This is a genomic window from Halorubellus amylolyticus (assembly GCF_034808145.1).
In the GTDB taxonomy this organism is placed as follows: Archaea; Halobacteriota; Halobacteria; order Halobacteriales; family Natrialbaceae; genus Halorubellus.
Genome location: NZ_JAXHGM010000002.1, coordinates 412458 through 438739, shown reverse-complemented (window position 1 = coordinate 438739; position 26282 = coordinate 412458). Strand labels below are relative to the sequence as shown.

29 protein-coding genes are annotated in these 26282 nt (G+C 69.9%); 15 read left to right on the top strand and 14 right to left on the bottom strand.

Annotation, left to right across the window (positions count from 1 at the left end; all coding sequences use genetic code 11):
• Nucleotides 1-43 precede the first annotated feature (43 nt).
• Nucleotides 44-1597, bottom strand: coding sequence for a replication factor C large subunit (locus SM754_RS07995; protein WP_323675696.1), 1554 nt, complete (start codon nt 1595-1597; stop codon nt 44-46).
• A 48-nt stretch (nt 1598-1645) separates the two neighbouring features.
• On the bottom strand, nt 1646-2602 hold the full coding sequence (locus SM754_RS07990) for a PhzF family phenazine biosynthesis protein (RefSeq protein ID WP_323675695.1): 957 nt from the start codon (nt 2600-2602) through the stop codon (nt 1646-1648).
• Between the two features lie 186 nt (nt 2603-2788).
• Between SM754_RS07990 and SM754_RS07985 the strand changes: the two genes are divergently transcribed.
• Nucleotides 2789-3595 carry a DUF7839 domain-containing protein gene (locus SM754_RS07985; RefSeq protein WP_323675694.1) on the top strand — a complete coding sequence of 269 codons (807 nt, stop codon included), beginning with the start codon at nt 2789-2791 and terminating at the stop codon, nt 3593-3595.
• 87 nt (nt 3596-3682) lie between these two features.
• Here SM754_RS07985 and SM754_RS07980 read toward each other — a convergent pair whose 3' ends face one another.
• Both SM754_RS07980 and SM754_RS07975 read right to left on the bottom strand, forming a co-directional pair.
• The gene (locus SM754_RS07980; RefSeq protein ID WP_323675693.1) at nt 3683-3841 is read right to left on the bottom strand and encodes a hypothetical protein; all 159 of its coding nucleotides are present in this window, start codon (nt 3839-3841) and stop codon (nt 3683-3685) included.
• Nucleotides 3842-3972: 131 nt separating this feature from the next.
• Complete coding sequence (locus SM754_RS07975; protein ID WP_323675692.1) at nt 3973-4695, bottom strand: alpha/beta fold hydrolase; 723 nt, start codon at nt 4693-4695, stop codon at nt 3973-3975.
• A gap of 151 nt (nt 4696-4846) precedes the next feature.
• Between SM754_RS07975 and SM754_RS07970 the strand changes: the two genes are divergently transcribed.
• Together SM754_RS07970 and SM754_RS07965 are read left to right on the top strand one after the other, a co-directional pair.
• Nucleotides 4847-5296: a pyridoxamine 5'-phosphate oxidase family protein gene (locus SM754_RS07970; protein WP_323675691.1), complete on the top strand. Its 450-nt coding sequence runs from the start codon at nt 4847-4849 to the stop codon at nt 5294-5296.
• Nucleotides 5297-5457: 161 nt separating this feature from the next.
• Nucleotides 5458-6189 carry a competence/damage-inducible protein A gene (locus SM754_RS07965; protein WP_323675690.1) on the top strand — a complete coding sequence of 244 codons (732 nt, stop codon included), beginning with the start codon at nt 5458-5460 and terminating at the stop codon, nt 6187-6189.
• Nucleotides 6190-6202: 13 nt separating this feature from the next.
• Here SM754_RS07965 and SM754_RS07960 read toward each other — a convergent pair whose 3' ends face one another.
• Nucleotides 6203-6352, bottom strand: coding sequence for a hypothetical protein (locus SM754_RS07960; protein WP_323675689.1), 150 nt, complete (start codon nt 6350-6352; stop codon nt 6203-6205).
• A gap of 11 nt (nt 6353-6363) precedes the next feature.
• On the opposite strand from SM754_RS07960, the gene SM754_RS07955 reads away from it, so the two are divergent.
• From SM754_RS07955 to SM754_RS07920, 8 genes are all read left to right on the top strand, one after another.
• The gene (locus tag SM754_RS07955) at nt 6364-7824 is read left to right on the top strand and encodes a hypothetical protein (protein ID WP_323675688.1); all 1461 of its coding nucleotides are present in this window, start codon (nt 6364-6366) and stop codon (nt 7822-7824) included.
• A 64-nt stretch (nt 7825-7888) separates the two neighbouring features.
• Complete coding sequence (locus tag SM754_RS07950) at nt 7889-8515, top strand: GNAT family N-acetyltransferase (protein WP_323675687.1); 627 nt, start codon at nt 7889-7891, stop codon at nt 8513-8515.
• 22 nt (nt 8516-8537) lie between these two features.
• A complete protein-coding gene (locus tag SM754_RS07945) occupies nt 8538-9263 on the top strand; it encodes a GNAT family N-acetyltransferase (protein WP_323675686.1) in 726 nt (241 codons plus the stop codon).
• Nucleotides 9260-9910 carry a GNAT family N-acetyltransferase gene (locus SM754_RS07940; protein ID WP_323675685.1) on the top strand — a complete coding sequence of 217 codons (651 nt, stop codon included), beginning with the start codon at nt 9260-9262 and terminating at the stop codon, nt 9908-9910. Before SM754_RS07945 ends, SM754_RS07940 begins: the two co-directional genes overlap by 4 nt.
• A 28-nt stretch (nt 9911-9938) precedes the next feature.
• A complete protein-coding gene (locus SM754_RS07935) occupies nt 9939-10565 on the top strand; it encodes a GNAT family N-acetyltransferase (RefSeq protein ID WP_323675684.1) in 627 nt (208 codons plus the stop codon).
• Nucleotides 10566-10653: 88 nt separating this feature from the next.
• Nucleotides 10654-11847, top strand: a complete 1194-nt coding sequence (locus SM754_RS07930) for a redox-regulated ATPase YchF (protein ID WP_323675683.1) — start codon at nt 10654-10656, stop codon at nt 11845-11847.
• Nucleotides 11848-11896: 49 nt separating this feature from the next.
• Nucleotides 11897-12628, top strand: a complete 732-nt coding sequence (locus SM754_RS07925; RefSeq protein WP_323675682.1) for a hypothetical protein — start codon at nt 11897-11899, stop codon at nt 12626-12628.
• A 265-nt stretch (nt 12629-12893) separates the two neighbouring features.
• Nucleotides 12894-13949 carry an NAD(P)/FAD-dependent oxidoreductase gene (locus SM754_RS07920; protein WP_323675681.1) on the top strand — a complete coding sequence of 352 codons (1056 nt, stop codon included), beginning with the start codon at nt 12894-12896 and terminating at the stop codon, nt 13947-13949.
• A 57-nt stretch (nt 13950-14006) separates the two neighbouring features.
• Here SM754_RS07920 and SM754_RS07915 read toward each other — a convergent pair whose 3' ends face one another.
• The 3 genes from SM754_RS07915 to SM754_RS07905 form a co-directional block, all read right to left on the bottom strand.
• A complete protein-coding gene (locus tag SM754_RS07915; RefSeq protein ID WP_323675680.1) occupies nt 14007-14141 on the bottom strand; it encodes a hypothetical protein in 135 nt (44 codons plus the stop codon).
• 368 nt (nt 14142-14509) lie between these two features.
• Nucleotides 14510-15832, bottom strand: a complete 1323-nt coding sequence (locus SM754_RS07910) for a carboxypeptidase-like regulatory domain-containing protein (RefSeq protein ID WP_323675679.1) — start codon at nt 15830-15832, stop codon at nt 14510-14512.
• Between the two features lie 220 nt (nt 15833-16052).
• The gene (locus SM754_RS07905; RefSeq protein ID WP_323675678.1) at nt 16053-16424 is read right to left on the bottom strand and encodes a 30S ribosomal protein S8e; all 372 of its coding nucleotides are present in this window, start codon (nt 16422-16424) and stop codon (nt 16053-16055) included.
• Between the two features lie 183 nt (nt 16425-16607).
• On the opposite strand from SM754_RS07905, the gene SM754_RS07900 reads away from it, so the two are divergent.
• Nucleotides 16608-17063 (top strand): DUF2240 family protein, encoded by a 456-nt coding sequence (locus SM754_RS07900; protein ID WP_323675677.1) that lies wholly within the window; start codon nt 16608-16610, stop codon nt 17061-17063.
• Entirely contained in the window at nt 17060-17518 is a 459-nt protein-coding gene (locus SM754_RS07895; protein ID WP_323675676.1) for a DUF7993 family protein, read from the top strand. Before SM754_RS07900 ends, SM754_RS07895 begins: the two co-directional genes overlap by 4 nt.
• A 43-nt stretch (nt 17519-17561) precedes the next feature.
• On the opposite strand, the gene SM754_RS07890 is transcribed toward SM754_RS07895, so the two are convergent.
• The 3 genes from SM754_RS07890 to SM754_RS07880 form a co-directional block, all read right to left on the bottom strand.
• Nucleotides 17562-18221, bottom strand: coding sequence for an HAD family hydrolase (locus SM754_RS07890; protein WP_323675675.1), 660 nt, complete (start codon nt 18219-18221; stop codon nt 17562-17564).
• Between the two features lie 152 nt (nt 18222-18373).
• Complete coding sequence (locus SM754_RS07885; protein ID WP_323675674.1) at nt 18374-18955, bottom strand: hypothetical protein; 582 nt, start codon at nt 18953-18955, stop codon at nt 18374-18376.
• Nucleotides 18956-19021: 66 nt separating this feature from the next.
• Nucleotides 19022-20509, bottom strand: a complete 1488-nt coding sequence (locus SM754_RS07880) for a receiver/sensor box histidine kinase (protein WP_323675673.1) — start codon at nt 20507-20509, stop codon at nt 19022-19024.
• A 191-nt stretch (nt 20510-20700) separates the two neighbouring features.
• On the opposite strand from SM754_RS07880, the gene SM754_RS07875 reads away from it, so the two are divergent.
• Together SM754_RS07875 and SM754_RS07870 are read left to right on the top strand one after the other, a co-directional pair.
• Nucleotides 20701-21231 carry a DUF5817 domain-containing protein gene (locus SM754_RS07875; RefSeq protein WP_323675672.1) on the top strand — a complete coding sequence of 177 codons (531 nt, stop codon included), beginning with the start codon at nt 20701-20703 and terminating at the stop codon, nt 21229-21231.
• A 102-nt stretch (nt 21232-21333) separates the two neighbouring features.
• Nucleotides 21334-21699, top strand: a complete 366-nt coding sequence (locus SM754_RS07870) for a hypothetical protein (protein ID WP_323675671.1) — start codon at nt 21334-21336, stop codon at nt 21697-21699.
• A gap of 20 nt (nt 21700-21719) precedes the next feature.
• Here the strand turns inward: SM754_RS07870 and SM754_RS07865 are convergent, their stop codons facing one another.
• The 3 genes from SM754_RS07865 to SM754_RS07855 form a co-directional block, all read right to left on the bottom strand.
• Nucleotides 21720-21896 (bottom strand): hypothetical protein, encoded by a 177-nt coding sequence (locus SM754_RS07865; protein ID WP_323675670.1) that lies wholly within the window; start codon nt 21894-21896, stop codon nt 21720-21722.
• Nucleotides 21897-22194: 298 nt separating this feature from the next.
• Nucleotides 22195-23409 (bottom strand): hydroxymethylglutaryl-CoA reductase (NADPH), encoded by a 1215-nt coding sequence (gene hmgA, locus SM754_RS07860; protein ID WP_323675669.1) that lies wholly within the window; start codon nt 23407-23409, stop codon nt 22195-22197.
• Nucleotides 23410-23457: 48 nt separating this feature from the next.
• Nucleotides 23458-26175: a vWA domain-containing protein gene (locus tag SM754_RS07855; RefSeq protein WP_323675668.1), complete on the bottom strand. Its 2718-nt coding sequence runs from the start codon at nt 26173-26175 to the stop codon at nt 23458-23460.
• Between the last annotated feature and the right edge of the window lie 107 nt (nt 26176-26282).

Genomic DNA, 26282 nt, shown 5'->3' with positions numbered 1-26282 from the left:
TTCCGACGGGTCCCGTCAGCGCGCGCTGAACAGTTCCGGATTCCTAGAGGAAATCGGTGAGGCCCGCCTGGCCGTCGTCGTCATCGGCGGCGTCGGCGCGGTCGTCCACGTCCTGGGGCTCGTCGTCGCCGGCATCGCCCTCGCTCTCGGCGTCCGCGTCGCCCGCTGCCGCTCCCCCGTCACCCTCGGAATCGTCGCCGCCGACCGCACCGAGCGTCGCCTGCCCGCCGCCGTCGTCGCTCTCCCCCTCGCCCGCGTTCTCGTCCGGTTCGGGGTCGCTCGCACGTCCGCCCGCGAACGCGCCGCCGGAGTGCTCGACCGCGGCCTGCTCGCGTCGCTCCGCTGCGTCCTCGACTATCGACTGGACCTTGTTCGTGCTCTCACCGCTCCCGGTGACGTAGGAGAGGTCGCTCGCGTCCAGCTCGTACGCCGCCGCCACCGCCACCGTCAGCTCGCGGGGCTTGCAGTGGTGGGTCATCTCCGAGAGGTACGGGAGGATGCGGCGACGCGCCGTCCCGATGCTCGTCCCGCTCCGCTCGGCGATCTTCCGCGCGATGGCGTCGCGCTGCTTGCGCTTGCCCTTCGTCCGGCCGAGCTTCGACCAGTAGCTCGGCGGCCCGTACCGCGTCCACCCACCGTGGTCGTGCTGGCGAGCCGCCGGAATCCCCGCGGCGACGTTGTCCCCGGCGTACCGCCAGTACGAGTAGTTCTGCGTCGCCCGCACCCGGCCCAGCCAGCGGTCCGCGTTCGACAGGAACTCGTACGCGTCCGCGAGCTCGTCGCCGTAGTAGTCCTTCGGGACGTTGTCCTCGACCCAGTTCAGGAGTTCGTCCGGCGTCTCGTCCACGTCGTAGGACTGCTTGAGCGCGGTCTCGGCGTCCGCGTGCTTGATGACGTCGTCGAGGAAGTCGAAGATACCCTCCGTGCGGTCGCGCTCGCTCGTCACCACGTCCTCGGCCGTCAGCACCTCGGCCTCCTCGGCGAGCGCCTGCAGGTCGTTCACCGCCGACCGCAGGTCGCCGCTGGTCTCCTCGGCGATAGCGTCCAGTGCCGCGTCCTCGAACTCCACGCCCTCCTGCCGGCAGATGTCCCGGAGCACCGGGACGATGGAGCGCTTCGAGACGTCCCGGAACTCGACGTCCTGACAGGCGTTCCGGAGGCCGTTGCTCATGTCGTAGAACTCGTTCGCGATGAGGACGATCGGCTGGTTCGCCGCCTTCACCACCCTGGTGACCTCGCGGCTCCCGCCGTAGTCGGCGTTCCCGTGGAAGTTGTCCGCCTCGTCCAGCACGACGAGCCGTCGACCCGCGCCGCCCTCGGTGAGCGTCCCGGACTTCGCGGCCTCGCCCGCGACCTTCTCCACGACGTCCGCCGTCCGGGAGTCGCTCGCGTTCAGCTCCATCACCGCCCACCCCATGTCGTTCGCGAGCGCGTGCGCCGCCGACGTCTTCCCCACGCCCGGACTCCCGTGGAGGATGACGGCCTCCCGGTGCTCGTCCCACGTCCGCGCCCACTTCTCGAACGCGTCCCGGGCCTTGTCGTTCCCGCGGACCGCCGAGAGCGTGCTCGGGCGGTACTTCTCCGTCCAGTCGGTCATTACTCGAAGTCAGGCGCGTGCCGCGTTTAGTGGTTGCGGAGCCGTGGCCTACAGGAGAGTGCCTTCGGCGACCGGCACGACGCGTCCGCCGACGCGGACGTCGACCGTCGAGTCCTCGCCGGGGTCGCCGTCGCGGACGCTCGCGCGGAGGTGGAGCCTGCTGGGACGCCCCATCTCGAGGCCCTGTTCGACGACGCACTCGACGGCGTCGCGGCCGTCAGCGCGCTCGCGGCCGCCCTCGGGGACATCGAGCCCCATCTCGCGGGCGTCGGCGTCGTACCGCGCGAGGTAGGCGGCGAGGCAGCCGGCTGCGGAGCCGGTGGCGGGGTCCTCGGGGACGCCCGCCCAGTCGGCGAAGACGCGAGCGTGGAGGTCGGCATCGCCGTCGACGGTCTCGGGGGCGACGGCGAGGACGTTCGCACCGCCGAGGCCGTCGACGACCTCGCGCTCGTACGCCCCCGGTTGGGTGGCGGCGCGTTCGACGGCGTCGAGGTCGCGGAGCGGGACAACGAGCGTCGGGAGACCCGTGGAGACGACGTCGATGGGGGCGTCCCGGACGTCGTCCGCGTCGAGCCCGAGGACGGCCGCGGCGGCGTCCCGGTCGAGGCCGACGTCGAACTCGGGCGGGACCTGCTGCATCCAGTAGCGCTCGACCCCGTCGTCGCCGTGCTCCACCCAGACGCGGACGTCGCCGACGGCGAGGTCGAGGACGAGTCCGTCCGGACGGTCGTCGCGGACGAACTCGCGTATCACGGCTGCGGTCCCGAGCGTCGGGTGCCCCGCGAACGGGAGCTCCTCCGCGGGGTCGAAGATGCGGACGGGATACCGGCCGTCGTCGGGGTCGTCGCCCTCGACGAACGTCGCCTCGGAGTAGTTCGTCTCGCGTGTGAGCGCGAGCATCTCGTCGACGTCGAGGTCGGCGGCGTCGTGGAACACCGCGAGCTGGTTCCCGGCGTAGCGCTCGCGAGCGAACACGTCGACGGTATGAAAGCGTCGTCCTGGCATCGCGTCGACGTGCGTTCCCCGGCCACAAGACCCTAGCCTCGGCGTGCTAGCACGCGGCAGTCGTCGTGCAGTCCCGACACCGGGAAATCAACTCAGATTGTCGAAGTGGCGGAGTTCCGACGGAGCAGGACAACTCTGCCGGTGCTATCGCAAAGGTACTTGTCTTCGGAGGTCGAACCGTCGACGATGGCCGACCATTCGCAGTCGGACGCGGACGTCCTCCGGAGCAAGCGTTCGGCGACACGCTACCAGATACTCGTGGGAATCGCGGAGCGCCAGCCGGCGGTGAGCCAGCAGGAGATCGCGGACGAGATCGGCGTCACCGCGCAGGCGGTCAGCGACTACCTCCAGGGACTCGTCGAGGAGGGGTTCGTCGTGAAGGAGGGCCGCGGCCGGTACGAGGTGACGAAGGAGGGCGTCGACTGGCTCATCGGGCAGACCGACGGCCTCCAGGAGTACGTGAGTCACGTCGCGACCGACGTCATCGGGCAGGTGGAGGTCGAGACGGCGGTCGCGCGCACGGACGTCGCGGAGGGGGAGACGGTGTCGGTGACGATGCGCGACGGCGTCCTCTGTGCGATTGCGGGCGACGCGGGGAGTGCAACTGCGGTTGCGGTGACCGACGCGTCGGCGGGCGAGGACGTCGGCGTGACGAACTTCGAGGGCGTGGTCGACTACGAGCTCGGGTCGGTGACGGTCGTGTCGGTTCCGCGCGTGCAGGACGGCGGGAGTCGCGCGGTCGACCCAGAGCGCGTCGCCGGGCTCGCGAGCGAGCACGACCTCGTCGCGACCGCGGGCACCGAGGCGTTCGTCGCCGCGGACCGCTGCGAGGTCACGCCCGACGTCCGGTTCGGGACGGCTGCCGCGGTCCAGGAGGCGGCGACGAAGGGCTTGAGCGTGCTCGTGCTCGCGTCGACGAACGAACTGAGCGCGCACACCGACCGCCTCCGGGACGCGAACATCAGCTACGAGGTCGTCGACGCCGCCGACTGACGTGACGCGCCGATGGTCGCCGAGGCCACCGGTGGCGACGAGCATGGCGGGTGCGAGGACCGGTCGGTCGACGTATCGTGAGCTCGGTCAGCCGCTCGTCGTGTCAGTGCTTCCGCACTCGGGGCACTGCATGAGGTCGCCGAGCGTCGGATGCGTGGCTGTGTCCCAGGCGTCGGCGCCGACGGATGCGTTGAAGCCGCAGTGCTTGCAGGTCGTGCGTGCGGATTCGACGGTCTCCTGAACCATACCCAGACGTATGTGGTGTGGTGGCATAGGACTTCTGTCGGTGCGGCAGTACCACGCTTCAGGCAGCGTCGGTCGGAACAGAGGAGAGGGACCGAGGCGCGCACTCGGACCGAGGGAGTGCGTCGAGGCACTCACTCCGGGCCGGGGAGTTCCTCGACGACCCACTGGACGTACTCGTCGCGGCCCGTCGAGCTGAACAGCTCGTGACCGCCGTCGTACGTCGTCCGCTGGGATTCGGGCGCATGGCGCTCGATGGCGCGCGGGTCGACGACCGCGTCGTCGGGCGTGTAGAAGACGTGGTCGTCCCGGCCGAGCGCGGGGAGCGACCGCTGGGCCGCCCTGACGGTCTGAATCCACTTCGGCGCGATGCGGGAGGGCGCGGTCGCGTCCTCGGGCGTCGCGAGCTCGCCGAGGTCCTCGTGCTCGACCGCGAACGGCAGGAGCGGGCGCGCGATGGGGAGCGCGAGCAGCGGTTCGAGGACGATTGGGACGTCGTGCATCCCCCACCAGGGACTCAGATAGACCGCCTTCGGCGCGGGGTCGGCGTGAGCGAGCGCGAGGCCGCCCATCGAATGCGCGAGCACCGCGTACTCCCCGTCGCTGGTGTCGGTATCGTCGGCACCGCCGGTAGCGTCGCCGGCGTCGGCGGCGACGTCGTCGAGGTAGTCGCGGACGGGCACGACGCAGTCGCGCCGGAAGTCCGGCGTCGTCGTCGGCAGTTCCACTGCGTGCACGCGGTAGCCGGCGTCGACCAGTCGGTCGACGAACCAGCGTTCGTGTCGGCTCTCCACGACGTTCCCCCAGCCCATCACCCAGACGAGGTCGTACCCGTCGCCGAACGTATCCACCTGCATGCGTCGGTCTGCGAGCGCCCGCCGGGTAGCTCTTTGGGCGACCCGGCGCACGGAACCTCAACGCGGCATCGTGGCGGCTCATCGAGCCGGAGTCCCTCAGTCTCCGGGAACCGACGGCACGCTTTTCGTGGTCCGTAGTGACTAGTCACGCATGGAAGACTCTGACCCTCACCAACTCGACGCCGACGGACGTGACGCCGTCCTCGGGACCGGGGGCGTCGGCGTCCTCGCGTTCAGTACCGCCGGCAGCGACCCGCCGCACTCGCTCCCGGTCTCCTACGGGTACGACGCCGACACCGCGTCGCTGTACTTCCGGCTCGCCATCGGCGGCGACTCCGGCAAGAGCGACCTCCTCGACAACCCGGTGTCGTTCACCGTCCACCACGAGGGCGAGGACGGGTACGAGAGCGTCGTCGCCCAGGGCACCCTCGACTCCATCGAAGCGGCCGACGTCGCCGGGCACATCCTCGACGGGCTGTCCCGCGTCCAGATACCGCTCTTCGACGTGTTCGAGCGACGGCCGCGCGAGACGACGTTCGCGTTCTACCGGCTCGACGCCAGCGACGCGAGCGGGAAGCGCGAGATACAGCGCCGCGACTGACCCCTGACCCCCCTCCCTCGCCGACCACCACCCTCCCCGCTCCTCGCTCGCCGACCAGGAACCCCCCACTCAGCTCGTCGCTCACCGACCACCAACCTCCCCACGCGACACGCGTTCGTCGACGGAAAGCCCCATACTCGCGTGGGGCGTACGCGACGAGCATGGAGGTGGCCATCGTCACCGTGGGCGACGAGGTGCTCGCGGGCGACACCGTGAACACGAACGCGAACTGGCTCGCCGGCGAGCTCGCGGCCCGCGGGGCGCTCGTCGCGCGCATCCTCACCGTCCCGGACGACCGGGCGGTCATCGCGGACGCGGTCCGCGAGTACGCCGACGCGTTCGACGCCGTCGTCTGCACGGGCGGCATCGGTGGGACGCCCGACGACGTCACCGTCGAGGCGGTCGCCGACGCCCTGGACCGCGACCTCGAGGTCGACCCCGTTCAGCGCGAGCGCCTCGAGGCGCGCGCCGAGGCGTTCCGCGACGCGAACCCCGACCTCGTCGAGGAGTACGACTTCCAGCTGAACCTCGACGCGGCCGCGACCCTCCCCGAGGGCGCCGAGTCTATCACGACCGACGAGTCGTGGTCGCCGGGGTGCGTCGTCGAGAACGTCTACGTCCTCCCCGGCATCCCCGGCGAGATGCGCGCGATGTTCGACGTGATAGCGGACGCGTTCGCTGGCGACGCGACGAGCGAGGTCGTCCGCACGTGGACGCCCGAAGGCGCACTCCTCGACGTCATCGACGGCGTCCGCGAGCGCTTCGACGTCCGCGTCGGGAGCTACCCGCGCGGCGACGACACTCCCGGTCGCGTGAAGGTCACGGGAACCGACCCCGACGCCGTCGCGGCGGCCGCCGCGTTCGTCCGCGACCGCATCGACGTCGCGGACTGACCCCGCGGACTCCCTAGCATACGGCGACCACCAGATCGCCGTTTCTTCCTTCCCGGCCCACCCGCCGACGCCCGATCACCTGCCGTCGACTCAGCCGGGTCGTGCCGTCGCCGACGAGCAACCCGTCGTCGCCGTGGTGCGGGTTTATTACGTCGTACATCATGTGGAGTCGACATGGACCAGCCCATCCGGTGGACGCTCCCGGCGTCGGCGTTCGTCGCGTTCGACGCGCCGCTGTCGGTCGCGACCGTCGACGGCGACCTGGACCCGGCGTACCGGACGTTCCTCCGGTCGGAGGTCGGGTTCGACGCCGCCGACGACGCGGACGCGAGCGCGCTCGCCGCGGCCGCCGGCCGCCTCGCCGCCAAGGAGTGGCATCCGACGTGGGGGCATCGCTACGACCGGCCGCGAGACCCCGTCGAGTTCCGGGACCTGACGCGACTGCTGCGGGCGCTCGCCGCAGCGGACGCGCGACTTGGCGGTCCGGGCGCGACCGTCGAGAGCTATCAGGACGACGACTCGCTCCGCGAACGCGCGGTCGCGGTCGCCACCGAGTGCGACGCGTGTTCGGTGCGCGAGTTCGCGACCGATAGCGACGGCGCGACCGCGACCGCGTACGAGTGCTGCGAGCCCCATCACCGCGAACTCCACCGCGAGTACGTCGACGCCGTCAGCGAGCCCGACCACCCGGAACCAGCGGACGCGTTCGACCTCGCGAACCGACTGGACGCGGAAGCGCTCGCCATCGACGCCGCCGCGGAACTCGCGGACGTCGCGGCGTACGACCCGCACGCGGTCCGCCCGGTCGTCGACCAGGTGCTCGCCGAGTTCGAGTCCCAGCGCGGCGCGGACCTCGTGAACGTCGACTACCTCCGCGAGCTGGCGCGAGCGCTCACGCACCTCGGGCTCGTCGACGGGTCGGTACGGGCGCGGCTCGTGCGGTCGCTCGCGGACGACGACGCGCGCATCCGGCAGGCGAGCGCGGCGGCGGTCGCGAGCCTCGCGTGGGAGCGCCCGGAGAGCCTGCTCGCGGTCGGCGACGACGCCGTCCCGACCGGGTACCTCAAGCAGGTGTTCGGCGACGACACCGAGCCCGTGGACGAGGCGCCGCTCGTCGTCCGCGAGCTCGCGGCGATGGTCGCGGAGGGCGACGCTGACTCCCGCGAGCACGCGCTCGGCGCGCTCCGGGAGTTCGCGCGAACGCACCCGAACGCCGTCTATCCGCTCGCCGGCGAACTCGCCTCGCATCTCGACGCCACGCACTCGCGGGTCCGGTTGTACGCCGCGGTCGCGGTGGCCGGGTTGAGCGCGCGGTATCCGGAGGTCGGCGTGGACGCGACCGACGACTTGGAGTTCCTCGCGGTGCGCGTCGAGGACCCGGCGAGCGTCCCGGCGACGTGCGCGCTCGCCATCCTCCCCGGTGGGAGCGTCCCGCGGGACGTCGCGGTGGCCCGTGCCGTCGAGTACGCGGACCCGTCGCGGTACCCTCAGCACGTCGTCCGCGAGGCCGTGTCCGCGCTCGACGCGCTCGACGCGACCGACCGCGTCGACCTCGACTGGGTTCGGGCGTGCGCGACCGAGAGCGCGCTCGAACACGCCGTGGACGTCGCACGCGGCGACGTCGAGGACGAGTAGCGGGCCGCGTCACGGCCTGCCACGGCGACCGAATCCTTACGTCGACCGGCGAAGATGACGGCGTATGGACCTGTTCCCCGCCGCGTTCGAGACCGAGCGACTGCGGTACGAACGACTCGACGAGGCGATGGACCCCTTCGAGCTGTACGAGCACATGGGGACCGACGCGTTCGAGCGCCTCAGCGAGCACATCTCGAAGGACCGCCACCATCACCCGAAGGACACCCTGGACTACCTCGAGAAGAGCGCCGAGGAGTGGCGCGAGGGCGACCGGGCGAACTGGGCGATGTTCCCGCGTGACGGCGAAGCGGGCGCCGGCGCGTTCGCGGGCGTCGCCTCCCTCATCCCGCTGTGGGACCGCCGCACCGCCAGGCTCGGGGTCTGGTTGCTGGAAGACTACCACGGCCGCGGGTACGCCGGCGAGCGCGCCGACGCCCTCGTCTCGCTCGCGTTCGACCGCCTCGACCTCGAGATGGTCGCCGCCGGGCACACCGACGCGAACGACGCCTCGAAGCGAGCCATCGAGAAGTACGTCGACCGGTACGGCGGCCGCTACGAGGGCGTCCTCCGGAACTGGGTGGTGCTCGACGACGAGCCACGGGACCTCCACCGGTATACCATCAGCGCGGACGAGTACGCCGACGCCAGCGTCGACGTCGACCTCCACGTCGAGGAGCGCCTGGAGGACTGACGATGCCGCGACAGGAGCGACCATGACGGTGTTCCCCGAGACGATGCGCACGCCGCGACTGCGATACGAGCGCGTCGACGACGCAGTGGACGCGTTCGAGCGCTACGAGTGGACGCGCGGGAGTCGCGACGCTCGCGACCGCGAGACGCGGTACGTGACGACGAGTCCCGACGCGCATCCGAAGGTGACCGCGGACGTGCTCGACGACCACGGCGACGCCTGGGAGGACCACGAACACGCGACCTGGGCGATTCTCCTCCGCCCCGGCGAGCCCGACGCCGACGGCGACCCCGTGGAGGCCGGCGACCGCGTGCACGTCGGGATGGCCATGCTCGACGCGCTCTGGGAGAAGCGACGCGTCCACACCGGAGTCGAACTCCACAAGCCGTACTGGGGTCGCGGGTACGCCGGCGAGCGCGCCCCCGCACTCCTGCAGGTCGCGTTCGACGTCCTCGACCTCGAGGTCGCGTCCGTCGCGCACTTCGCGGGTAACGAGAACTCGCGCAGCCAGATGGAGGGCTGGGTCGACCGCTTCGGCGGCCGCGAGGACGGCTACTTCCGGAACTGGGTGCCTCGCGACGGCGGCGATAGCGACCCGTGGGACCTCCGCTCGTACAGCATCACCGCCGACGACTACCGCGACGCCGGCGGCGCGTCCGAGGTCGACCTCGACCCCGCGGACGTCCCGAAGCGCACGACGGAGCCGACCGACCTCGGTCCCGTCGACGACGGAGGCGGGTCCGCGTGAGCGACCTGTTCCCGGACGAGGTAGTCACGGAGCGCCTGCGCCTCGTGAAGGAGTCGGTCGCCGACGGCGACCTCGGCGAGCGCTACGCGTCGATGTCGACCGACGGGATGGACGAGGGCGAGGTCGCGTACGTCCCCGTCGAGCCCTTCGAGCACCTGCGGGAGGCCTACGAGTTCGTCGCGGACCGCGAGGACCGGATGCAGTCCGGGGACGCGGGGACGTACGTCGTTCGCCCGAGGGAGGGCGAGGACGGCGCCGGCGAACCGGCTGGCGAGGCGGAGTTGTTCGCCGTCTGGCCGCGTCGCGCGGCGTTCATGACGTTCGGGCTCCGGAAGCGGTTCTGGGGACGTGGGTACAGCGGCGAGCGTGCGGCGGCCCTCATCCGGCTGGCGTTCGAGCGACTGGACCTCGAGGTCGTGTTCGTCTCGCACCTCGTCGCGAACGAGAACTCCCAGCGCGCAATTGAGAGGTACGTCGACCGGTTCGACGGCCGACGCGAAGGCACGTTGCGCAACCAGTACCCGATGAACGGGGAACCGCGGGACGTCGTCCAGTACAGCATCGGTCGCGACGAGTACGAGGCGAGCGGCGAACCGCCCGACTGCGAGTTCGTCGACGAGCGCGACGACGAGAGGGAGTCGCGGTGACGGCCCGGATGCCGCGGGGTGACCTCGCGTGACCGAGCTGTTCCCGCGCGTCTTCGAGACCGAGCGGTTGCGGTTCGAGCGCATCGACCCCGGGACGGTCGACGCCCTCGACGTGTACCCGTACGTCTCCAGCGAGGACGGCATCGAGGACGCCACCCGGTACATGACCTGGGAGCCCCACGGGCACCCGAAGGAGACGTTCGAGTTCCTCCGGGCCGTGGCCGCGGCGAACGACGCGGCGACGGACGGGACGTACGCGCTCTACCCGAAGGCGGGCGAACCACGCGCCGGCGCGTACGCGGGTCACGCGGGGCTGCATCCCGACTGGGAGAACGGGACCGTCACGTTCGGGGTCTGGCTCCGGAAGCCGTTCTGGGGGCGGGGGTACTCGGGCGAGCGAGCGGACGCGTTCGTCGAACTCGCGTTCGACCGCCTCGACGTCGAACTGGCCGCCATCACGGTCGACGACGACAACGACCGGTCGAAGCGCGCCATCGAGAAGTACGTCAATCGCTGGGGCGGCCAGCACGACGGCTACTTCCGGAACATCACGGTCGCGGGCGGCACACCGCGAGACAGCCACCGCTACACCATCGCTCGCGCCGACTACGACGCCGCCGACGTCGACGTCGCCCTCACCGTCGTCGAGGAGTGAGCGCGGCAGCCGGGTGTGGCATGGAATCGCGTGACTGTGCGGGGGCGAGTATCAATTTTCAAGCCCGCCGACGGCGTGAGACTGTGCAATGACTTACAAGATCGGTCTCGTCGGCAAGCCCAGCGTGGGGAAGTCGACGCTTTTCAACGCCGCGACGATGAACGACGTCCCCGAGGGCGCGTACCCGTTCACGACCATCGACCCGAGCGTCGGCGAGGCCTACGTCCGCGTGGAGTGCGCCGCGCCCGACTTCGACGAGACGTGCACGCCCGATACCGGGTTCTGCGAGGGCGGGGAGCGGTTCGTGCCGACGAAGCTCGTCGACGTCGCCGGCCTCGTCCCCGGCGCACACGAGGGGAAGGGCCTCGGGAACCAGTTCCTCAGCGACCTGAACGAGGCGGACGTCCTCGTGCACGTCGTCGACTTCTCCGGCGAGACCGACCTCGAGGGCGAACCGACCGAGGGTCACGACCCGCGCGAGGACATCGCGTTCCTCGAGGAAGAGCTCGACCAGTGGTACGTCGACGTCCTCGAGAAGGGCATCGAGCGCTACCGGTCGGGCTATCACGGGAACGAGGGCGACATCGAGGTCGACCTCGCCGAGCAGATGAACGCGTTCGGGACGAACAAGGACGAGATAAAGCAGGTCATCCTCGCGCTCGACATGGAGCTCGACCCGGACGCGTGGGACGAGGACGACCGCGAGGCGCTCGCGCGCGAACTCCGCAAGCGCACGAAGCCCATGGTGGTCGCGGCGAACAAGATGGACACGCGCGAGGCGCAGGCGAACTACGACGACATCACGAGCGACCCCGAGTACGACCACCTCACGGTCGTCCCCGTGAGCGCGCACGCCGAGAAGGCGCTGAAGTCCGCGAACGACGCTGGTGTCGTCGACTACACGCCGGGCGAGGGCGCGTTCGACATCGTCGGCGACGTCAGCGACGAACAGGAGGCCGGGCTCGAGCAGATCCGCGAGTTCGTCACCGGGTTCGACGGGACGGGCGTCCAGGACGCCATCGAGACCGCGCTGTTCGACGAACTCGGCACGAAGGCCGTCTTCCCGGGTGGTGCGGACGCGATGGGCGACGACCAGGGGCGCGTGATGCGGGACTGCTGGATCCTCCCCGAGCGCGCGACCACCGAGGACCTCGCGTACCACCTGCACAGCGACATCGGCGACGGCCTGCTGCACGCGATGGACTGCCGGAGCGGCCGCCAGATATCGACGAGTCACGAGCTCGACCACCGGGACGTCGTCGAACTGGTCACGACGAGCTGAACGGCTCGCGACCGAACCGCTTTTCAGCCCGAGCTGTCACTTCTTGTATATGAGCGAGCGCGTTCGGTGCCCCGTCTGCGAGACCGAGACCAGACGCGGACGGTTCCCGCGACACTTCGCCGACACCCATCCCGATGGCCAGTTGCGGGACACGTTCGAGTACTCGGCGTTCTGGGCGGGCGTCCTCCCCGGACTGGCGGTCGGACTCGCCGTCGCCCAGTCCGCACTCGTCGGACTCGGACTCCCGCGACCCGGCGGACTCCGCGAGGCAGTCGCGACGGCAGCCGGCGTCTATCCGGAGAGCGTTCCCGCGTTCCTCGCGTTCGTCGCCGCACCCGTCGTCGCCGTCGGCCTCGGAACCCTGGTCGTCGCACTCGCTCGCGGCCCCGGACAGACGTTCAGGCGCGGCTGGCGGCCGAGGTGGTACGAGCTCCTGCTCGTCGCCACCTGGCTGGTACCCGTCGTCGGCGTCGGGCTCTACGTCGTCGGTGCGGGCCGACGGGTCGTCGCCGTCCGCTACCTCCGCGAGAAGCTCGCCGGCGGCGGGGTCGTCGCGGCCGACGACCTCGAGACCGCACGCAGCGCTCTCGCAGCGAACCGATACGCGGACGCCGCCAACGCGTTCGAGACCGCCGGAACGCTCGTCCAGGGACTCCGAGACGACGCGCACCTCCGCAACCCGACGGTCGCCGCGCACCTGGACGGACTCGGTCGCGGCTGCGGGATGGCGGCAGCCATCTGCGAACGCCAGGACGCGACCACACGACGACCCCCAGCGTAGCCGAGGGTTCTTCAGTCGGCGCGCGGCCACGGTCGACGATTCCCCCGTCCTCACGGGGCGTCGGTCCAGGCCGGAGCGGAGCGCGCCGACGTCCTCCAACGCCACGCGCTCCCTGCTCGCCAGCCAACCCGCACGGTCGACCACCATTCGCCCGCGTCACCCGCAACGTCGACCGCCGCTCACCCGCGTCACCTGCACGAGCGACGGCATCGAACGCGGTGCCGCGACCTAGCCGTACTTACCCCTCCCGCGGGTACCGTCGCGCATGACCGAACGAGTCGCTATCGTCGGGACCGGAGCGGCGGCGTGCGGTGTCGCGGACGTCCTCGACGACGCGGACCACGAGGTGACCCTGTTCGACAAGGCTCGCGGCGTCAGCGGCCGCGCCGCGACGCGCCGGAAGCACGGCTGTCGGTACGACCACGGCGCGAACTACGTCAAGCCCGGCGACGACGACCGGTTCACCGACGTCATCGAGACCTTCGGGACCGAGGGGCTCGCCGACGTCGAGGAACCGATCTACGTCCACGACGCGGACGGCACCGTCGAGGCGGGTCGCGACGACGACGCGCACAAGTGGACGTACGAGGCCGGCATCACGCAGTTCGCCAAGCGCGTCCTCGACGCGACGGACGCCACCGTCCACCTGGAGACGCGCATCGAGGCGCTCGACCGCGACGACACCGGCACCACCAGCCCCGAAGCCAACGGTGCGTGGTCGCTCGTCGACGTCGACGGAACGAACCACGAGGGGTTCGACGCCGTGGTCCTCACGCCGCCGGCACCCCAGACAACGGAACTGCTCGCGGCGACGGACTGGGACGACGACCGGCTGGCTCGCGTCGAGGGCGCGGCAGCCGCGGTCGACTACCGAACGATACGCACCGTCGTCCTCCACTACGACTTCCGCGAGGACTACCCGTGGTACGCGCTCCTCGACCCCGACCGGGAGCATCCCGTCGGGTGGCTCTCGCGCGAGGAGTGCAAGCCCGGGCACGTCCCTGACGGCGAGAGCCTGCTCGTCGCACAGATGAGTCCGGACTGGTCCGTCGAACACTACGACGACGCCACGGCGTCGGCGGCGAGCGACGCCGCGGCGCTCGTCGCCGACCTCCTCGACGACGACCGCTACCGCGACCCGGACTGGGTCGACGGCCAGGGGTGGCGGTACGCGCTCCCCGAGAACGAGGCCGACGCGGACGACGTGCGAGCCGGCGAAGCCGCGGGACTGTACTGCGCTGGCGACTGGGTCGTCGGCGAAGGCCGCGTCCACCGGGCGTTCGAGAACGGCCGCGACGTCGGGTCGCGACTCGCGGAGTAGCGACTGGGCCTCGGGAACCATCGCGGTCGAGGAAGAGGGGGCCGCTTGGTCGACCCGTTACTTCGATACCGGGGTGACGTAGAGCTTCGTCGGGCCGTCGCTGAACCCCAGCGAGAGAATGAAGAAGTAGTCGCTGGACCCCCTGAGCGTGTACTCGCTGCCGTAAGCTTGGAACGGCTCACCCTCGAGCACGAACGGGTCTCCGGGCGTGATGGTGTACGTGTCGGTGCCGAGGTCCTCTCTGACGCCACCGACCTCGAGGGTCTTGGTGTCGCCCCACGCTCGGTCCTGACGTCGAGTGAGTCCGCGATGACGACGTCGACGTCCGTGGCGTCGTCGAGGACGTCTCCAGAGTCGCCGCCGGGGCCGTCGGTGAAGATTTCGTCAGCGTCGTCCGTGGCGGTGATGTCAGGGTCAGTTGGTCGGACTTATCCCCCATTAATAGAACCATATAGAATCCCCAGATACACCTAATCTTTGCGCGCTAATCGGCTTCAGAGGGCCTGAAGTGCCAAAGTACGATACAGAACAGAGACACCAAGACGGTGTTCGTTATCGTATCATTCGCGTCGACGTGCGAGCGCGAGAATCGAGAGCGCGACCGCCAGCAGTCCCGCCACTCCACCGAACCCCGGCGTCGGGAGGCCGTCGAGTTCGTTCTTCGACGTCGGCGCCGCCGCCGTCGTCGGCGGCGGCGTCGTCAGGCCCGTCGTCGCCGGCGCCGTCGTCGCCGTCGTCGTCGCAGGGTCCGTCGACGGCGCCACGCCCTCGACGGACGTCGACGACGTCAGATCGCCCTTCGTCGCCACGACCTCCACGGTCCCCGCGGTCTCGACCGGGACGACAGCCTCACCGTTCGCGTCCGTCTCCGCGACCGACTCCCCGTCGACGCTCACCGACGCGTTCGACACCGCTTCGTCGTACTCGTCAGTCACCGACACCCGGACCGTCTGGCCGGTGACGACCTGCGAGTTCGCCGCCGTCACCGACAGCGACGGCGTCCGGTTGATGGCGTACGTCGCCGACACGTCCGACTCGCCGACGGACAGCACGTTGCTCTCGCGCTCGTACCCGGGTTTCTTCACGACGACGCGGTAGTCGGTGTTCACCTCGAGGCTCACCGTCCGCATCCCGGACTCGCCCGTCGAGATGTTCGACACGAACTGGTCGCCGTCGTAGAGCTCGACGGTCGCCGTCACCGGCCGGTCGTCCGCGAAGTGCCCGTCTCTCGTCGCGAACTCCACCGTCGCCGTCCCCGGCTCCAGCGTCACAGTCTTTCCGGCGCGGTTCGAGACGACGAACGACGACGACGTCGAGTAGTAGCCGTCCGCCGTCACCGTCGCCGTGTAGTTCCCGCGCTCGACGTCGCTCGCGACGAACGTCCCGTTCGACGCCGTCACACCGGACACCGACGTCAGGACCGCCCCGGCCTTCCGCAAGCGAACCTGCGCGCCCTCGACCGCCTGCCCGTTCGGCGTCCGCACCGTCACCAGCGCGGTCGACGACGGGTACATCGTGACGTTCACCGTCGTCTCCGCGTCGACGCTCGAGATCGACTTCGGCCGGTTCAACGCCAGGTCCGGCGCGGAGACGTCCACGGAGACGTCCGCGCCCTCGGGGACGTCGAAGAACGCCTTCCCGTTCGCGAACGTCTCGCCGCGCTTCGTCTCGCCGTCGTACGTGACGGTGACGTTCGCCCCGCCGACGGCCTGTCCGTCCGCGTCGACCACGCTCACCGTGATCGTCACCGCCTCCGTCGTCGAACCGGACGCCGCCGCGCTGGCGTCACTCGGTCCGGGTCCCGCTCCCGACGCGGTCGTGGCCGCACCAGCGACCGGCGCCAGGCAGACCGCGACGACGAGCACGCCTAGGAGTGTCCTCATGTACGTTGTATCGCCTGGTTCGTACTTAAACGTACGCGAGATGGAACGGCCGTTTCCGGCCACGAAACCCCCCAAACACACCCGAACACATCAATCAGTTCATACGACATCCGGGTGGCGTTCACGCACCCAACGCTCCGGGCGCTCGCGCGGCCATCGTCGCCGCACGACCGCGAACGCGGTCGCTGTCGACGACGGTTGACGAGAGGAGATCGCGTGGTTACTCGACGAGGACCGCGTTCACCTGTCCGGTCTGGCCCGGACGGGAGGTGACGCGAGCCGTACCCTCGCTCGTCTCGACGAGCGCGCCCTTCGTGATGATGTTCCGACGGACGTAGTTCGGGTTCGCGGGGTTCTCCACGACGTCCTCGATCTCGGCTTCGACGGTGTCTCCGCCGTCAGCGACGCTCGCGACGTTCGTCGCGAGAGCGCGCGTCTTCTCCGTGTTCCCGCGCGTCTCGATGACGCGGAACCGCGGCTCGCCGAGCTGGGTCTCGGTCGGGAGGCGACCGAGCTGGTGCTTCTTTCGCTTGTTCTGGCGACGGCGTCGACCGCCGGTGCGCTTGCGCGGCGACGGACCCTGGTCTTGCATACCTCGAAGAAACCCCAGCAACTACTTGAAAGGCTCGGAACGCCCCGACGGCCGTCTGGCGGTCGCTCGCGGCCCTTCCCGCCCGCGGACGCCGCTGCTGGAACGGTCACCCCAACCCCGGCGAGTCGCGCCGAGCGGGCGTGAATCGTAGTCTTTAGGCGCCGTCGCCGGTGACGGTTCGGCGTGAGTCTACGCGTCGCCGTCGCCGCGCCGTTCCGCCAGCGCGGCACCGATACGCTCGCCGAGAGCGAGTTCGTCGTGGCGTTGTCACTGGACCGCGACTGGTTCTCGCCCGACCAAGCCAAGCGTCTCGTGGACGTCGCGACCGGCGAGGGGCTGCTGGAGCGCGTCGACGGCGACCTGTCGCCGTCGTTCGACCCGAGCGGCGTCGAGGTCCCCGAGGGGTTCGTTCCCGACGACGACGTCCTCCGGGAGCGGTCGACGTTCGAACGCGTGCTGGACGCGCTCGTGGACGCCGGCGCCGAGAAACACGAGGCGGTGGCGTCCATCAACGAACTCCAGCAGCGACTGGGCGTGACGGTCGCGGCGGCGGCGGTCGTCTACGGTCGCCGCGAGGGCGTCGACGTCGCGGACGCGGCGGCGAGCGCGATGGCGGAACTGGAGGGCGGTGACGGATGACGGACCGTCGCGTCACCGACGGCGTCCGCATCGCCGAGCTGCTGTCCTCCGAATTGCACGGGCGGACCGACGGCGTGCTCGCGCACGTCGCGGTGACGGACGCGGTCGCGGACGCGACGCCGACCGAGGCGGGCGTCCGCGCGTACGACGTGGTGTGGTCTCGCGACGCGCTCGTCGCCGAACCCGAGCAGGACGTCGCCGTCCTGGAGGTCGACGTCGGCGAGGCGGACGGCGAGCGGTTCGCGTCGGTGTTCGTCCACCCGGACCGTGCTCGCGTCGAGTTCCACGCGGGCGTCGACGTCGCCGCGGCGGCGGCCGACGGGACGCGGCTTCGCGTCCGCCCGAAGGCGACGACGCCGCCGCGGACGCTCGCGTTCGTCGAATCCGGCGCCGCGGTCAAGGACGCCGTGGACGTCGCGAGCGGGGTCGTCGACGCGCTCCTCGACGACTCGTAGGCGTCGACGCCGTCGCCCCACCGCGGGTCCGGTGAGGGTCCGCTCAGTCGAGTCCGCGGATGACGTCGCCGAGGTCGCGAGCGATGTGCTCGCGGTCGACGACGGCGGCCGCCGCCGGGTGCGGGTCGGGGCCGTCGGGCCACACGACCTGGACGGCGCGCGCGCCGGCGTTCGTCGCCCCTTCGACGTCCGCGACCGGTTCGTCGCCGACGTACACGACGTCCTCGACGGCGACACCGAGCGCGCCCGCGAGCGCGTCGAACGCCCGCGGGTCGGGTTTGCCCGCGGGGAGCTGGCCGGTGACGAGCGTCGCGTCGAACGCCGTCCACCAGCCGAGCTCGTCGAGCTTGTCGCCCTGGGCCTTCACCGGACCGTTTGTCAGGAGGCCGACCGAGTAGTCCGCGCGGAGCGCGTCGAGGAGGTCGCGAGCACCGTCCACGGGCGAGAGCGCGTCCGCGATGCGACGCCGGTACGCGCCGGCGAGCGCCTCCGGCTCGACGTCGGCGTCAGCGGGAAGCACGGTCTCGAAGATGGGCGAGCGCGTGACCGCGGCGTGGTCGTCGCGGTGCGCGCTCAGGTACTCCTCGCGCGTGATGCGGGGCGCGTCGACGTCGTCGACGGCCGCGGCGAGGATGCGGTGGCGGTCCCGGTCGGGGACCGCGAGCGTGTGGTCGAGGTCGAAGCCGACGGCGCGCGTTGTCACGGCCGACTAGAGGGACCGGGTGTACTTGAGCGTGCCACTCCCGCCCGGCGGGTGCACTTGAGCGTGCCACTCTCAGTCGGCGGCGTCGGCGTCGAACCGTGCCGGCCGCCGTCACGGTCCCGCGGTCGAAGCGAGCGCGTGCGGAACCCGGGTCACAGGAACCGGAGTTGCATCATCACGAAGATGATGCCGAGCTGGAGGACGCCTTGGACGCCGCCGAGCTTCGCGTTCCGCATCCCGATGGTACTGATGCGGTCGGTGTCGGGGTCGTCGGAGACGAGTTCGCGGTAGATGGCGACCTCGCCGGGGAGGACGACGCCGAACCCGATGACAGAGAGGAGGACGGCAACGCCGAGCGCGACCTGTATCCAGAACGCCCCCAGACCGCCTTTGAGCGTGGTCGCCAGTTCGACGCCGGCGGTGATGGTGACGGCCGCGAGGACGGGCATGAGGAACGTCATCTTCGGCGTGAACCGCTCGAAGACGCTCGCGCGCTCCTCGACGTCGAGTCCGCCGAGGACCGGCCCGAGGACCGCGCCGATGAAGACGTCGACGCCCGTCCAGAGCGCGCCCGCCATGACGTGCACGTAGAACAGGTAGCGGGTGTTCCCGGTCGCGAGCGCGACCGCCAGTGCGAGTATCGGGACGACGACGGCGCCGGCGGCGAACGCCGGGTTCGCGCGCTCGGCCATCCCTCGAACGCCAGTCGACCCCGTATCATCAACCGTTGCCATGGATGGAACCCACACGGCACTCCCGTTAAACCTTACTCTACTATCACGTCGAGTCCTCCACGCCGATCAGGTCGGGCGCTCCACGGTGACGCCGTGGAACGCGAACGCCGCACCGCCGTCCGCGCTCTCGGTCACCGCGACCGTCCACCCGTGCGCGTCGGCGATGGCGGCGACGATCGCGAGCCCGAACCCCGTCCCGTCCGGGTCGGTCGTGTGCCCGCGAGCGAACACCTCGTCGCGTTCGGCCTCGGGGATACCAGGGCCGTCGTCCGCGACGACGAACCCGTCGTCGCCGGCGGACACCGTCACCGTCGACGCGCCGCTCGCGTGCGCCACGGTGTTCTCGGACTCCGTCTGAGAGCAGGGAGAACCGTGTTCGACCGCGTTCCGGAACAGGTTCTCGAGCACCGAGACGAGCCGGTCGCGGTCCGCGTGCACGACGACCGCCTCGGGGACGTCCAGCGCGAGGTCGCCCGTCTCAACCATCGACCACGCGTACGTCGCGAGCTCGCCGAGGGCGACTGGTTCGGTCTCCTCGACGACATCGCCTTCGCGAGCGAGCGCGAGCACGTCCGCGATGAGCGAGTCCATGCGTTCGAGCGCCGCCGAGGCGGCGACCAGGTCGGCCTCGTCCGGCTCGTCGCCGTCGCCGGTCACGTCGAGTCGACCCTGTGCGACCGCGAGCGGATTCCGGAGGTCGTGACTCACGACGTTCGCGAAGTCCGCAAGGCGCTCGTTCTGTGCCTCGAGTTCGGCCTGCAGGCGCTTGCGTTCCGTGACGTCACGCTGGAACCCGAGGTAGTGCGTGAGGGTGCCCTCGGCGTCGAATATCGGCGAGATGTTGAGGTGGTTCCAGAACGGCGTCCCGTCCTGTCGGTAGTTCCTGATGTCGACCGACGCCGCGTCCTCGTTCTCGATAGCGGCGCGCAGCGTCGCGACCGTCTCCGGGTCCGTCCCGTCGCCCTGGAGGAACCGACAGTTCCGGCCGACGGTCTCCGTCACGGAGTAACCGGTGAGGCGAGCGAACCCCTCGTTCACGTAGATGAGCGGTTCGTCGCCCGTTCGACCGTCCGCGATCGTGATACCGACCTCGGCCTGGTCGACCGCGCGCTCGAGGAGGCTGTGGGACTCGACGAGCGTCGCGTGCTCGGCGGCCGCACGCAATCGCTTGGCGAGCACGAGCTCGCTCCCGTCGGGATGCCTGCGGACGTAGTCCGTCGCGTCCGCGTCGAGGAACGACTCCAGGACGGCGGCCTCGACGTCGTCGCCGTACAGGACGACCGGGAGCGTCGTGCGTTCCCGGAGCGCGTCTAGGAGCGCGAGCGCGCTCGGCCCGTCCGCGTCCGGAACGAGAGCGATGGCGCTCGCGGCGGTCGCGCCGACGCGCGCCACCCCCGAGTAGCCCGGGGCGCCCGCGTGGACGACATCGAACCCGTGCTCCCTGGCGAACCGCTGCCCGTCGAACGCGTCGTCGCCGGGGACGAGCGCACCGAGTGCGACGGATCGGGGCGCGGTCGCGTCGGCGTCGTTCCGTGGGTCGGCATCGGTCGTCATCGCCGATACCACGTCCGGATAGTCATACCTGTCATACGAAGGGAGCTTGTATGAGCGTACCGGGCGCCGCCCTCGTCGTTCCAGCGCTCCTCCCGGTCGAAGATCGCCGACGAGGCGCGCAGCTTGTCGACGGAACTGCGGGTCGCCGACGACCCGAACCGTTAGGTGCGAACGCGCTCGAAGGAGTCGACATGTACCACGTCGTCGGGTGCAGCGAGTGCAGCGCGCTCCGCATCGTCGAGGGACGCCCGGAGCGCAGTTCCTGCACGCGCTGCGGGGCGAGCAAGCAGTTCTCGAAGCTCAAGCGGTTCGTGTCGACCGAGGACGTCGACCACGCGCGAGAGGTGCGGGCGTCGATGCTCGCGAACCGACAGGGCGAGGGCGAGGCGTTCGCGAACGTCGACTCGTTCGCGGCGATGGAGGACGAGGTCGGCGAGGGCGTCGTCGACGACGACGAGTTCCTCGAACGCAGCGGCGTCGACGCGGCGGCGGCGCAGGCGGCCGCGGACCGAGCGGAGACGGGCCGAGCGAGTTCCAGCGGCCCGAACAAACGCGAGGCCGTCCTGGAGGCGCTCCGAGCGCTCGACGACCCGACGCTCGACGAGATCGCGGCGTACGCTGCCGATCACGGCGTCGAACGCGAGTACGTCGAGCGAGCCCTGGAGAAACTGGAGCGCGCCGGCGAGGTGTCGCGGTCGGGGACGACGTACCGACGACTCTGACCTGCCGCGTCGCGGACCGGGCACCGGCGTCGCGGACCGGTCGCTCCGTTCACGGGGCCTCGCGCCGGTTCCTTTTTGCGGGCACCGCCGTCATCGTTCGACATGGACGACTGGGAGTCGGTCGCGATGGCGTTACAGGGCGTGTGCGTGGCGCTCGGTGGGGTCGCGGTGCTCGCGGACGCCGTGGGCGTCCCCGGGGTCGTGGACCCGTTCGTGCTCGGCGGCGGGTTGTTCGCGGTCGGGTTCGCGCTCGGCGCGGCGGCGGCGTCCTCGCGGGACGACCGAGCTGGCGTCGCCCTGCACGTCGTCGCGGTCGCCGGCTGGGTCGGCGTGCTCGCCGGGTCCGCGATGGCGGCGACGGCCGCGACCTGGAGCGGGGTCGCGTTGCTCGCGGCCGCCGGCGTCGGCCTCTGTTATCGCGCGCTTCGAGCGTGGCGGACCGACGACGCCCCTGCCGAGGCCGTCTAGGTGGTCGCGTGGGCGGTGACTCAGGCGACGGTGAGGGCGGTGAAGGCGAGTAGCGAGTACGTCAGGACGCCAGCGAGCGCGAAGAAGGCCTTCAGTCGAAGTGAACTCCGGGTACCGGCACGGTACCTGCTGGGGTTGGTGACGTCGAACCCGCCGGCGACGCCGGTTCCGGCGGACTCCAGTCCGGCGTCGCTCACGGCGAAGGGGACGAGTACCAGGCCGCCGGCGAGAACCGCCAGGAAGAACAGGAGGTTCCTGGGTCGAGTCCGAGCAGTTCCGCGCCGCCGGCCGCGACGGCGAGCGTCAGGAGGGCGCCGCCGACAAGCGAGTACCGGAGCGCGTGCGCCTGCAACAGGTCACGGGTCTCGGAGTCTACGGACCCAGTTATAAAACCAAGTCGGATAAAGATTTGGTTGCCGATAGTTTAGCCGCAAATAGAAACGGGCGTCGACACCGGACGCGTCCGCACCCTCCTCGAGCGATACCCCTGGCCCCTCAGCGCCCGAGGTCCTCGTGCGCCGACGCCAGATGGTTCGACGCCAGCGCCGCCAGCAACGACAGCTCACCCGCCAGCGAACCGACCGCGATGACCTCCGCGAGCGCCCGCGCGTTCGACCCCGGCGGATCACCGCCGCCTGCGAACCCGAGGACCTCCAGGGCCTCCGACTGCGTCGACAGCTTCGTCCCCCCGCCGACCGTCCCGACCTCCAGGCTCGCGAGCGACACCGACGCGTACAGGTCACCGTCGCGCTCCTCGACCGTCGTGATGGCGTTCGCACCCTCGACGACCTGCGCCTCGTCCTGCCCCGTCGCCAGGAACGCCGCCGCAACCACGTTCGCCGCCTGCGCGTTGAACCCGAGGCTCCCCGCCTTCGCACTCCCGACGAGGTTCTTCCGCATGTTCGCCTCCGCGATCGCACTCGCCGTCGTATGCAAGCGCTCCTCGACCACGTCACCCGGAACCAGCACGTCCGCCGTCACCGACCGACCACGACCCTCCACCGCGTTGATCGCCGCCGGCTTCTTGTCCGTACAGAGGTTCCCAGACACCGCGACGAGACTCGCCGGCGTCTCCGCCTCCACGACGTCGACCGCCGCCTCCGTCGCGATCGTCGCCATGTTCATCCCCATCGCGTCCTTCGTATCGTACCGGAAGCGCAGGAACACCGAGTCACCGACGACGTACGGCGTCACGTCCAGTAACTCGCCGTGACTCGTCGTCGACTCCGCCGCCTCCCGGAGCTCGTCGACGTGCTCGCGCACCCACTCCACCGTCTCCGCCGCCTCGACGACCCCATCCACGCGGAACACCGGCGCTCGCGTCATCCCCTCCTTCGTCACGCGCGCACTCGCCCCACCGGCCGACCGGATCACGGACAGTCCGCGGTTCACGCTCGCCAACAACGCGCCCTCCGTCGTCGCCAACGGCAGAAGGTACTCGCCGTCGGCATCGCCACCGTCGACCACGACCGGCCCAGCCACACCCACCGGAATCTGGGTCGCCCCGATCATGTTCTCGATCGCCGACGCCGACGCCTGCTCGGCGTCCAGCGCGTACTCGCCGGTCACCGAGAGGTCCGCGTCCGCCTCCGACTCCACGTAGCACCGACGAGCGGCCGCCGCCGTCTCGGCGTCCGCGTGCTCCTCCAGTTCGTGCAACCGCAGGTCGCCCTCGCGTACTCGCGCCGCCAAAGACTCGGCGTCAGTCATACACGGTCGGACAGACCCACGCGAAAAAAGCCCTTCTAGTCGCGCCGGTCAATCGTCGTCGTCGTCCGCATCACCGCTCTGTGCTGACACCGCCGTCACCTCGACGTTCACGAGGTGCTTCCCGGTCATCTCGTCGGACTCGCCGAGTTCCACGAGCAGGACGACGTTGTTGTTGTCTCGGCCAGCCGCGTCGTTGGACTTCACGATCACGATCGCCTGGTTCGACGAGAGGTTCGACGCGACGAGGTCACCGCCCTGGCGCTCGTAGTACTGGCGGCCGTCGACCGTCAGCATCGACGACAGGTCCGGCTGCCAGTCCGGCGCGCTCGAAGACGGTAGCGTCTCGCCGTTCGCGTAGATCTGGACCTCGTGATCCAGGTTCGTCTCGCTCCCGGTGGCCGTACACGTCGTCAGGTTGTGGTCGTCGCCACGGACCTCCACCTGTTCGTCGCGCGTCGTGTTCGCGTCGCACTCGTGGAACGTCGGCAGGAACTCCATCGTCGACCCCTGCTCGACGACCACGTTCGAGTAGTCACCGGGCTCGACACCGCCCGTGAACGCGTTCACGTTCTCGCCCGACCAGAGGTCGTGCTTCGACCCGTTGTACGTCAACTCCAGCGTCGTCGGTCGACGAAGCACGAGGTCGTGCGTCGTCGTGATGTTCGTCGAATCGTTCTCCCAGCGCGTGTGCTCCTCGTCGAGTTCGACCGACTCGTTCACGGTCACCTCGCGCGAGGACGTCAACTCGACCGACCTGGACAGGGCAACCGGCTCGGTCACGACGGTCCCGTTCGCGTACTCGATGGTCCGGTTCACCGACGTCTCGATCGACACCGTCTCGCCGGCAGCCACCGTCCGCGTCCCGTTCACCCACACGGTATCGTTGACCTCGAAGTCCTCCGGGTTCGAGAGGTACCGCGAGACGTTCACCTCGCGCCGTACGCTCCCTTCGTCCAGCGGAATCGTGACGTTACGCGTCTCCGTCCGGTGCTTCTTCACGGGAATCGTTTTGTTCTTCGACTCGTTCACGTGGACGATCTCGGTCGTCTCGTTGCGCGCGATCGCCGAGAACACCGAATCGAGTTCGTCCGCGTCCGCGACCGGGATGTACTCGCCGTTCCCGTTCCCGGTCGTCGCGACGTTCTCGAGCACGTCCTCGTTCACCTCGTCACCGACGCCGATCGTGTACACCGTCACGTCGTCCGGAATCTCCTCCTGCGCCGTCTCGTAGGGATACGGTGCGCCCTCCTCGTCCTTCCCGTCCGTCAGGAGGATGAGCACCTGGTTGTTCGACGCGTTCCCGTCCGCGCGGAACTCGCCGGAAGCGTGCTCGATGGCCTGCGGGATGGGCGTCCCACCGCCGACCTGGAGTTCCGAGAGCGCGTCGTCCACGGCGCCCTGGTCGGTCGTGAACTCCTGGTACGTGTCCACGTCGAGTTCTACGTCGCCCCCGTAACACGTCCACTGGTCGTACCACTCGGAGTACACCTCGTCGCTACAGTAGTCGTACCCGACGAGGTTCACGCGATGTCCCTGATCGTCCTTCATCACGGTCAGGAACTCGCGGGTCGCGTCGCGGGCCTTCGTCATCTTCCCGTCGGACTGCATCGATCCGGACTCGTCGAGCACGAACGACACCTCGAGCGGCGGCGTGCCGTTCACGCGCTTCCGGACGGTCGTGTTGTTCCAGACCGTCTTCGTGCGGTTGTCCCAGTAGAACTCCGTGTCGTTGATCTGGAACTCGGCGTTCCCGTCCAGGGACAACTGCACGGTCTCGTTCGCCCAGAGCGTCACGTCGTCGACGACGGTCTCGTTGTCCCACGTCTCCTCCTCGGACGTGTACGAGTGAAGGTTCGCGTTCATGCTCCCGAGGAACGTCACCGCCCCCGAGTACTCCGTCGCGTCTCCCGCGGGGGTCGCGCCGGCGTACAGCGGCGACGCGGGACCGACCTGGATCGCGTCGCCCGACGACGAGGGGACGACGGTCCCGGGGCCGGAACCGGGGATGTCGATGACGTCGTACTCGACGTCGAGGTCGGCCCGAGCGGTGACCTTCTGGTCATCTCCCTCGACGTTCACGTTCGACTCGCCGAACTGCGATTCGAGGTGGTCCGTCCAGCCCCGATAGTAGTCGCTGGTGACGGTGATGCTGAAGTTCTCCGGGCGACGGCAGTTCGACGTCCCGAACAGGTCCTCGCGGATCCCTTCGGTCTTCGAGATGGATTCCGCGCGGTCGTAGTCGACGCTCATCTCGTCGTCCTCGACGCTTCCGTCGATGCGGACGACCTGGAGCTGGAGCGCGCCGTCCTGGTAGCCGAGCTCGGGTGCTTTGTGCGTGACGAGTCCGGCGTCGGTGCGCTTCCAGATGGCGCCGCCTTCGTACGCGATGGTGGTCCCACCGTCGTTTTCGTACTCGAGCGCGGACAGGTCCATGGTCGCGGTACACGCGCTGTTCTCGTTGATCTGTATCTCGAGTTCGCCGCTGTCGCGGATATCGGCGTCGTTCGGGTCGACGGCGCCCATGGAGACCGCTTCCTGGTCGTTCCCGCGGCGTTGTGCGAGCGACTGGACGCTGCTGTCCATCTCGGAGAACGCTGACGATGCGGCGTCGACGCGGCCTTCGGCGCGGACGTCGTCGGTGACTGCGGTACCGGACACGAAGATCATCGCCGAGCCGGCGATGACGATACCGAACAGCAGGACGACGCCGACGAGTTCGGAGACGCCACGGTCGTCGCGTTGGTTGTGATTGGATGTGTTGCTCATGGAGCCCTCTGGTTTCATGGACGTAGTGAACGAATAGATGTTAAATCTACCGCTGTTGATTGGAGAAATATGCCCGCTGAGGGCGTGTATTTACAAGCAGCAGTAAA

Bases quoted from the DNA above. Each gene is read 5' to 3' on its own strand.
- SM754_RS07855 (WP_323675668.1), bottom strand. From the start codon at position 26,175: ATGAGCAACACATCCAATCACAACCAACGCGACGACCGTGGCGTCTCC.
- SM754_RS07970 (WP_323675691.1), top strand. From the start codon at position 4,847: ATGGAAGACTCTGACCCTCACCAACTCGACGCCGACGGACGTGACGCC.
- SM754_RS07880 (WP_323675673.1), bottom strand. From the start codon at position 20,509: ATGACGACCGATGCCGACCCACGGAACGACGCCGACGCGACCGCGCCC.
- SM754_RS07950 (WP_323675687.1), top strand. From the start codon at position 7,889: ATGGACCTGTTCCCCGCCGCGTTCGAGACCGAGCGACTGCGGTACGAA.
- SM754_RS07910 (WP_323675679.1), bottom strand. From the start codon at position 15,832: ATGAGGACACTCCTAGGCGTGCTCGTCGTCGCGGTCTGCCTGGCGCCG.
- SM754_RS07925 (WP_323675682.1), top strand. From the start codon at position 11,897: ATGAGCGAGCGCGTTCGGTGCCCCGTCTGCGAGACCGAGACCAGACGC.
- SM754_RS07945 (WP_323675686.1), top strand. From the start codon at position 8,538: ATGACGGTGTTCCCCGAGACGATGCGCACGCCGCGACTGCGATACGAG.
- SM754_RS07885 (WP_323675674.1), bottom strand. From the start codon at position 18,955: ATGGCAACGGTTGATGATACGGGGTCGACTGGCGTTCGAGGGATGGCC.
- SM754_RS07990 (WP_323675695.1), bottom strand. From the start codon at position 2,602: ATGCCAGGACGACGCTTTCATACCGTCGACGTGTTCGCTCGCGAGCGC.
- SM754_RS07930 (WP_323675683.1), top strand. From the start codon at position 10,654: ATGACTTACAAGATCGGTCTCGTCGGCAAGCCCAGCGTGGGGAAGTCG.
- SM754_RS07875 (WP_323675672.1), top strand. From the start codon at position 20,701: ATGTACCACGTCGTCGGGTGCAGCGAGTGCAGCGCGCTCCGCATCGTC.
- SM754_RS07975 (WP_323675692.1), bottom strand. From the start codon at position 4,695: ATGCAGGTGGATACGTTCGGCGACGGGTACGACCTCGTCTGGGTGATG.
- SM754_RS07870 (WP_323675671.1), top strand. From the start codon at position 21,334: ATGGACGACTGGGAGTCGGTCGCGATGGCGTTACAGGGCGTGTGCGTG.
- SM754_RS07895 (WP_323675676.1), top strand. From the start codon at position 17,060: ATGACGGACCGTCGCGTCACCGACGGCGTCCGCATCGCCGAGCTGCTG.
- SM754_RS07980 (WP_323675693.1), bottom strand. From the start codon at position 3,841: ATGGTTCAGGAGACCGTCGAATCCGCACGCACGACCTGCAAGCACTGC.
- SM754_RS07920 (WP_323675681.1), top strand. From the start codon at position 12,894: ATGACCGAACGAGTCGCTATCGTCGGGACCGGAGCGGCGGCGTGCGGT.
- SM754_RS07995 (WP_323675696.1), bottom strand. From the start codon at position 1,597: ATGACCGACTGGACGGAGAAGTACCGCCCGAGCACGCTCTCGGCGGTC.
- SM754_RS07985 (WP_323675694.1), top strand. From the start codon at position 2,789: ATGGCCGACCATTCGCAGTCGGACGCGGACGTCCTCCGGAGCAAGCGT.
- SM754_RS07905 (WP_323675678.1), bottom strand. From the start codon at position 16,424: ATGCAAGACCAGGGTCCGTCGCCGCGCAAGCGCACCGGCGGTCGACGC.
- SM754_RS07965 (WP_323675690.1), top strand. From the start codon at position 5,458: ATGGAGGTGGCCATCGTCACCGTGGGCGACGAGGTGCTCGCGGGCGAC.
- hmgA (WP_323675669.1), bottom strand. From the start codon at position 23,409: ATGACTGACGCCGAGTCTTTGGCGGCGCGAGTACGCGAGGGCGACCTG.
- SM754_RS07955 (WP_323675688.1), top strand. From the start codon at position 6,364: ATGGACCAGCCCATCCGGTGGACGCTCCCGGCGTCGGCGTTCGTCGCG.
- SM754_RS07960 (WP_323675689.1), bottom strand. From the start codon at position 6,352: ATGATGTACGACGTAATAAACCCGCACCACGGCGACGACGGGTTGCTC.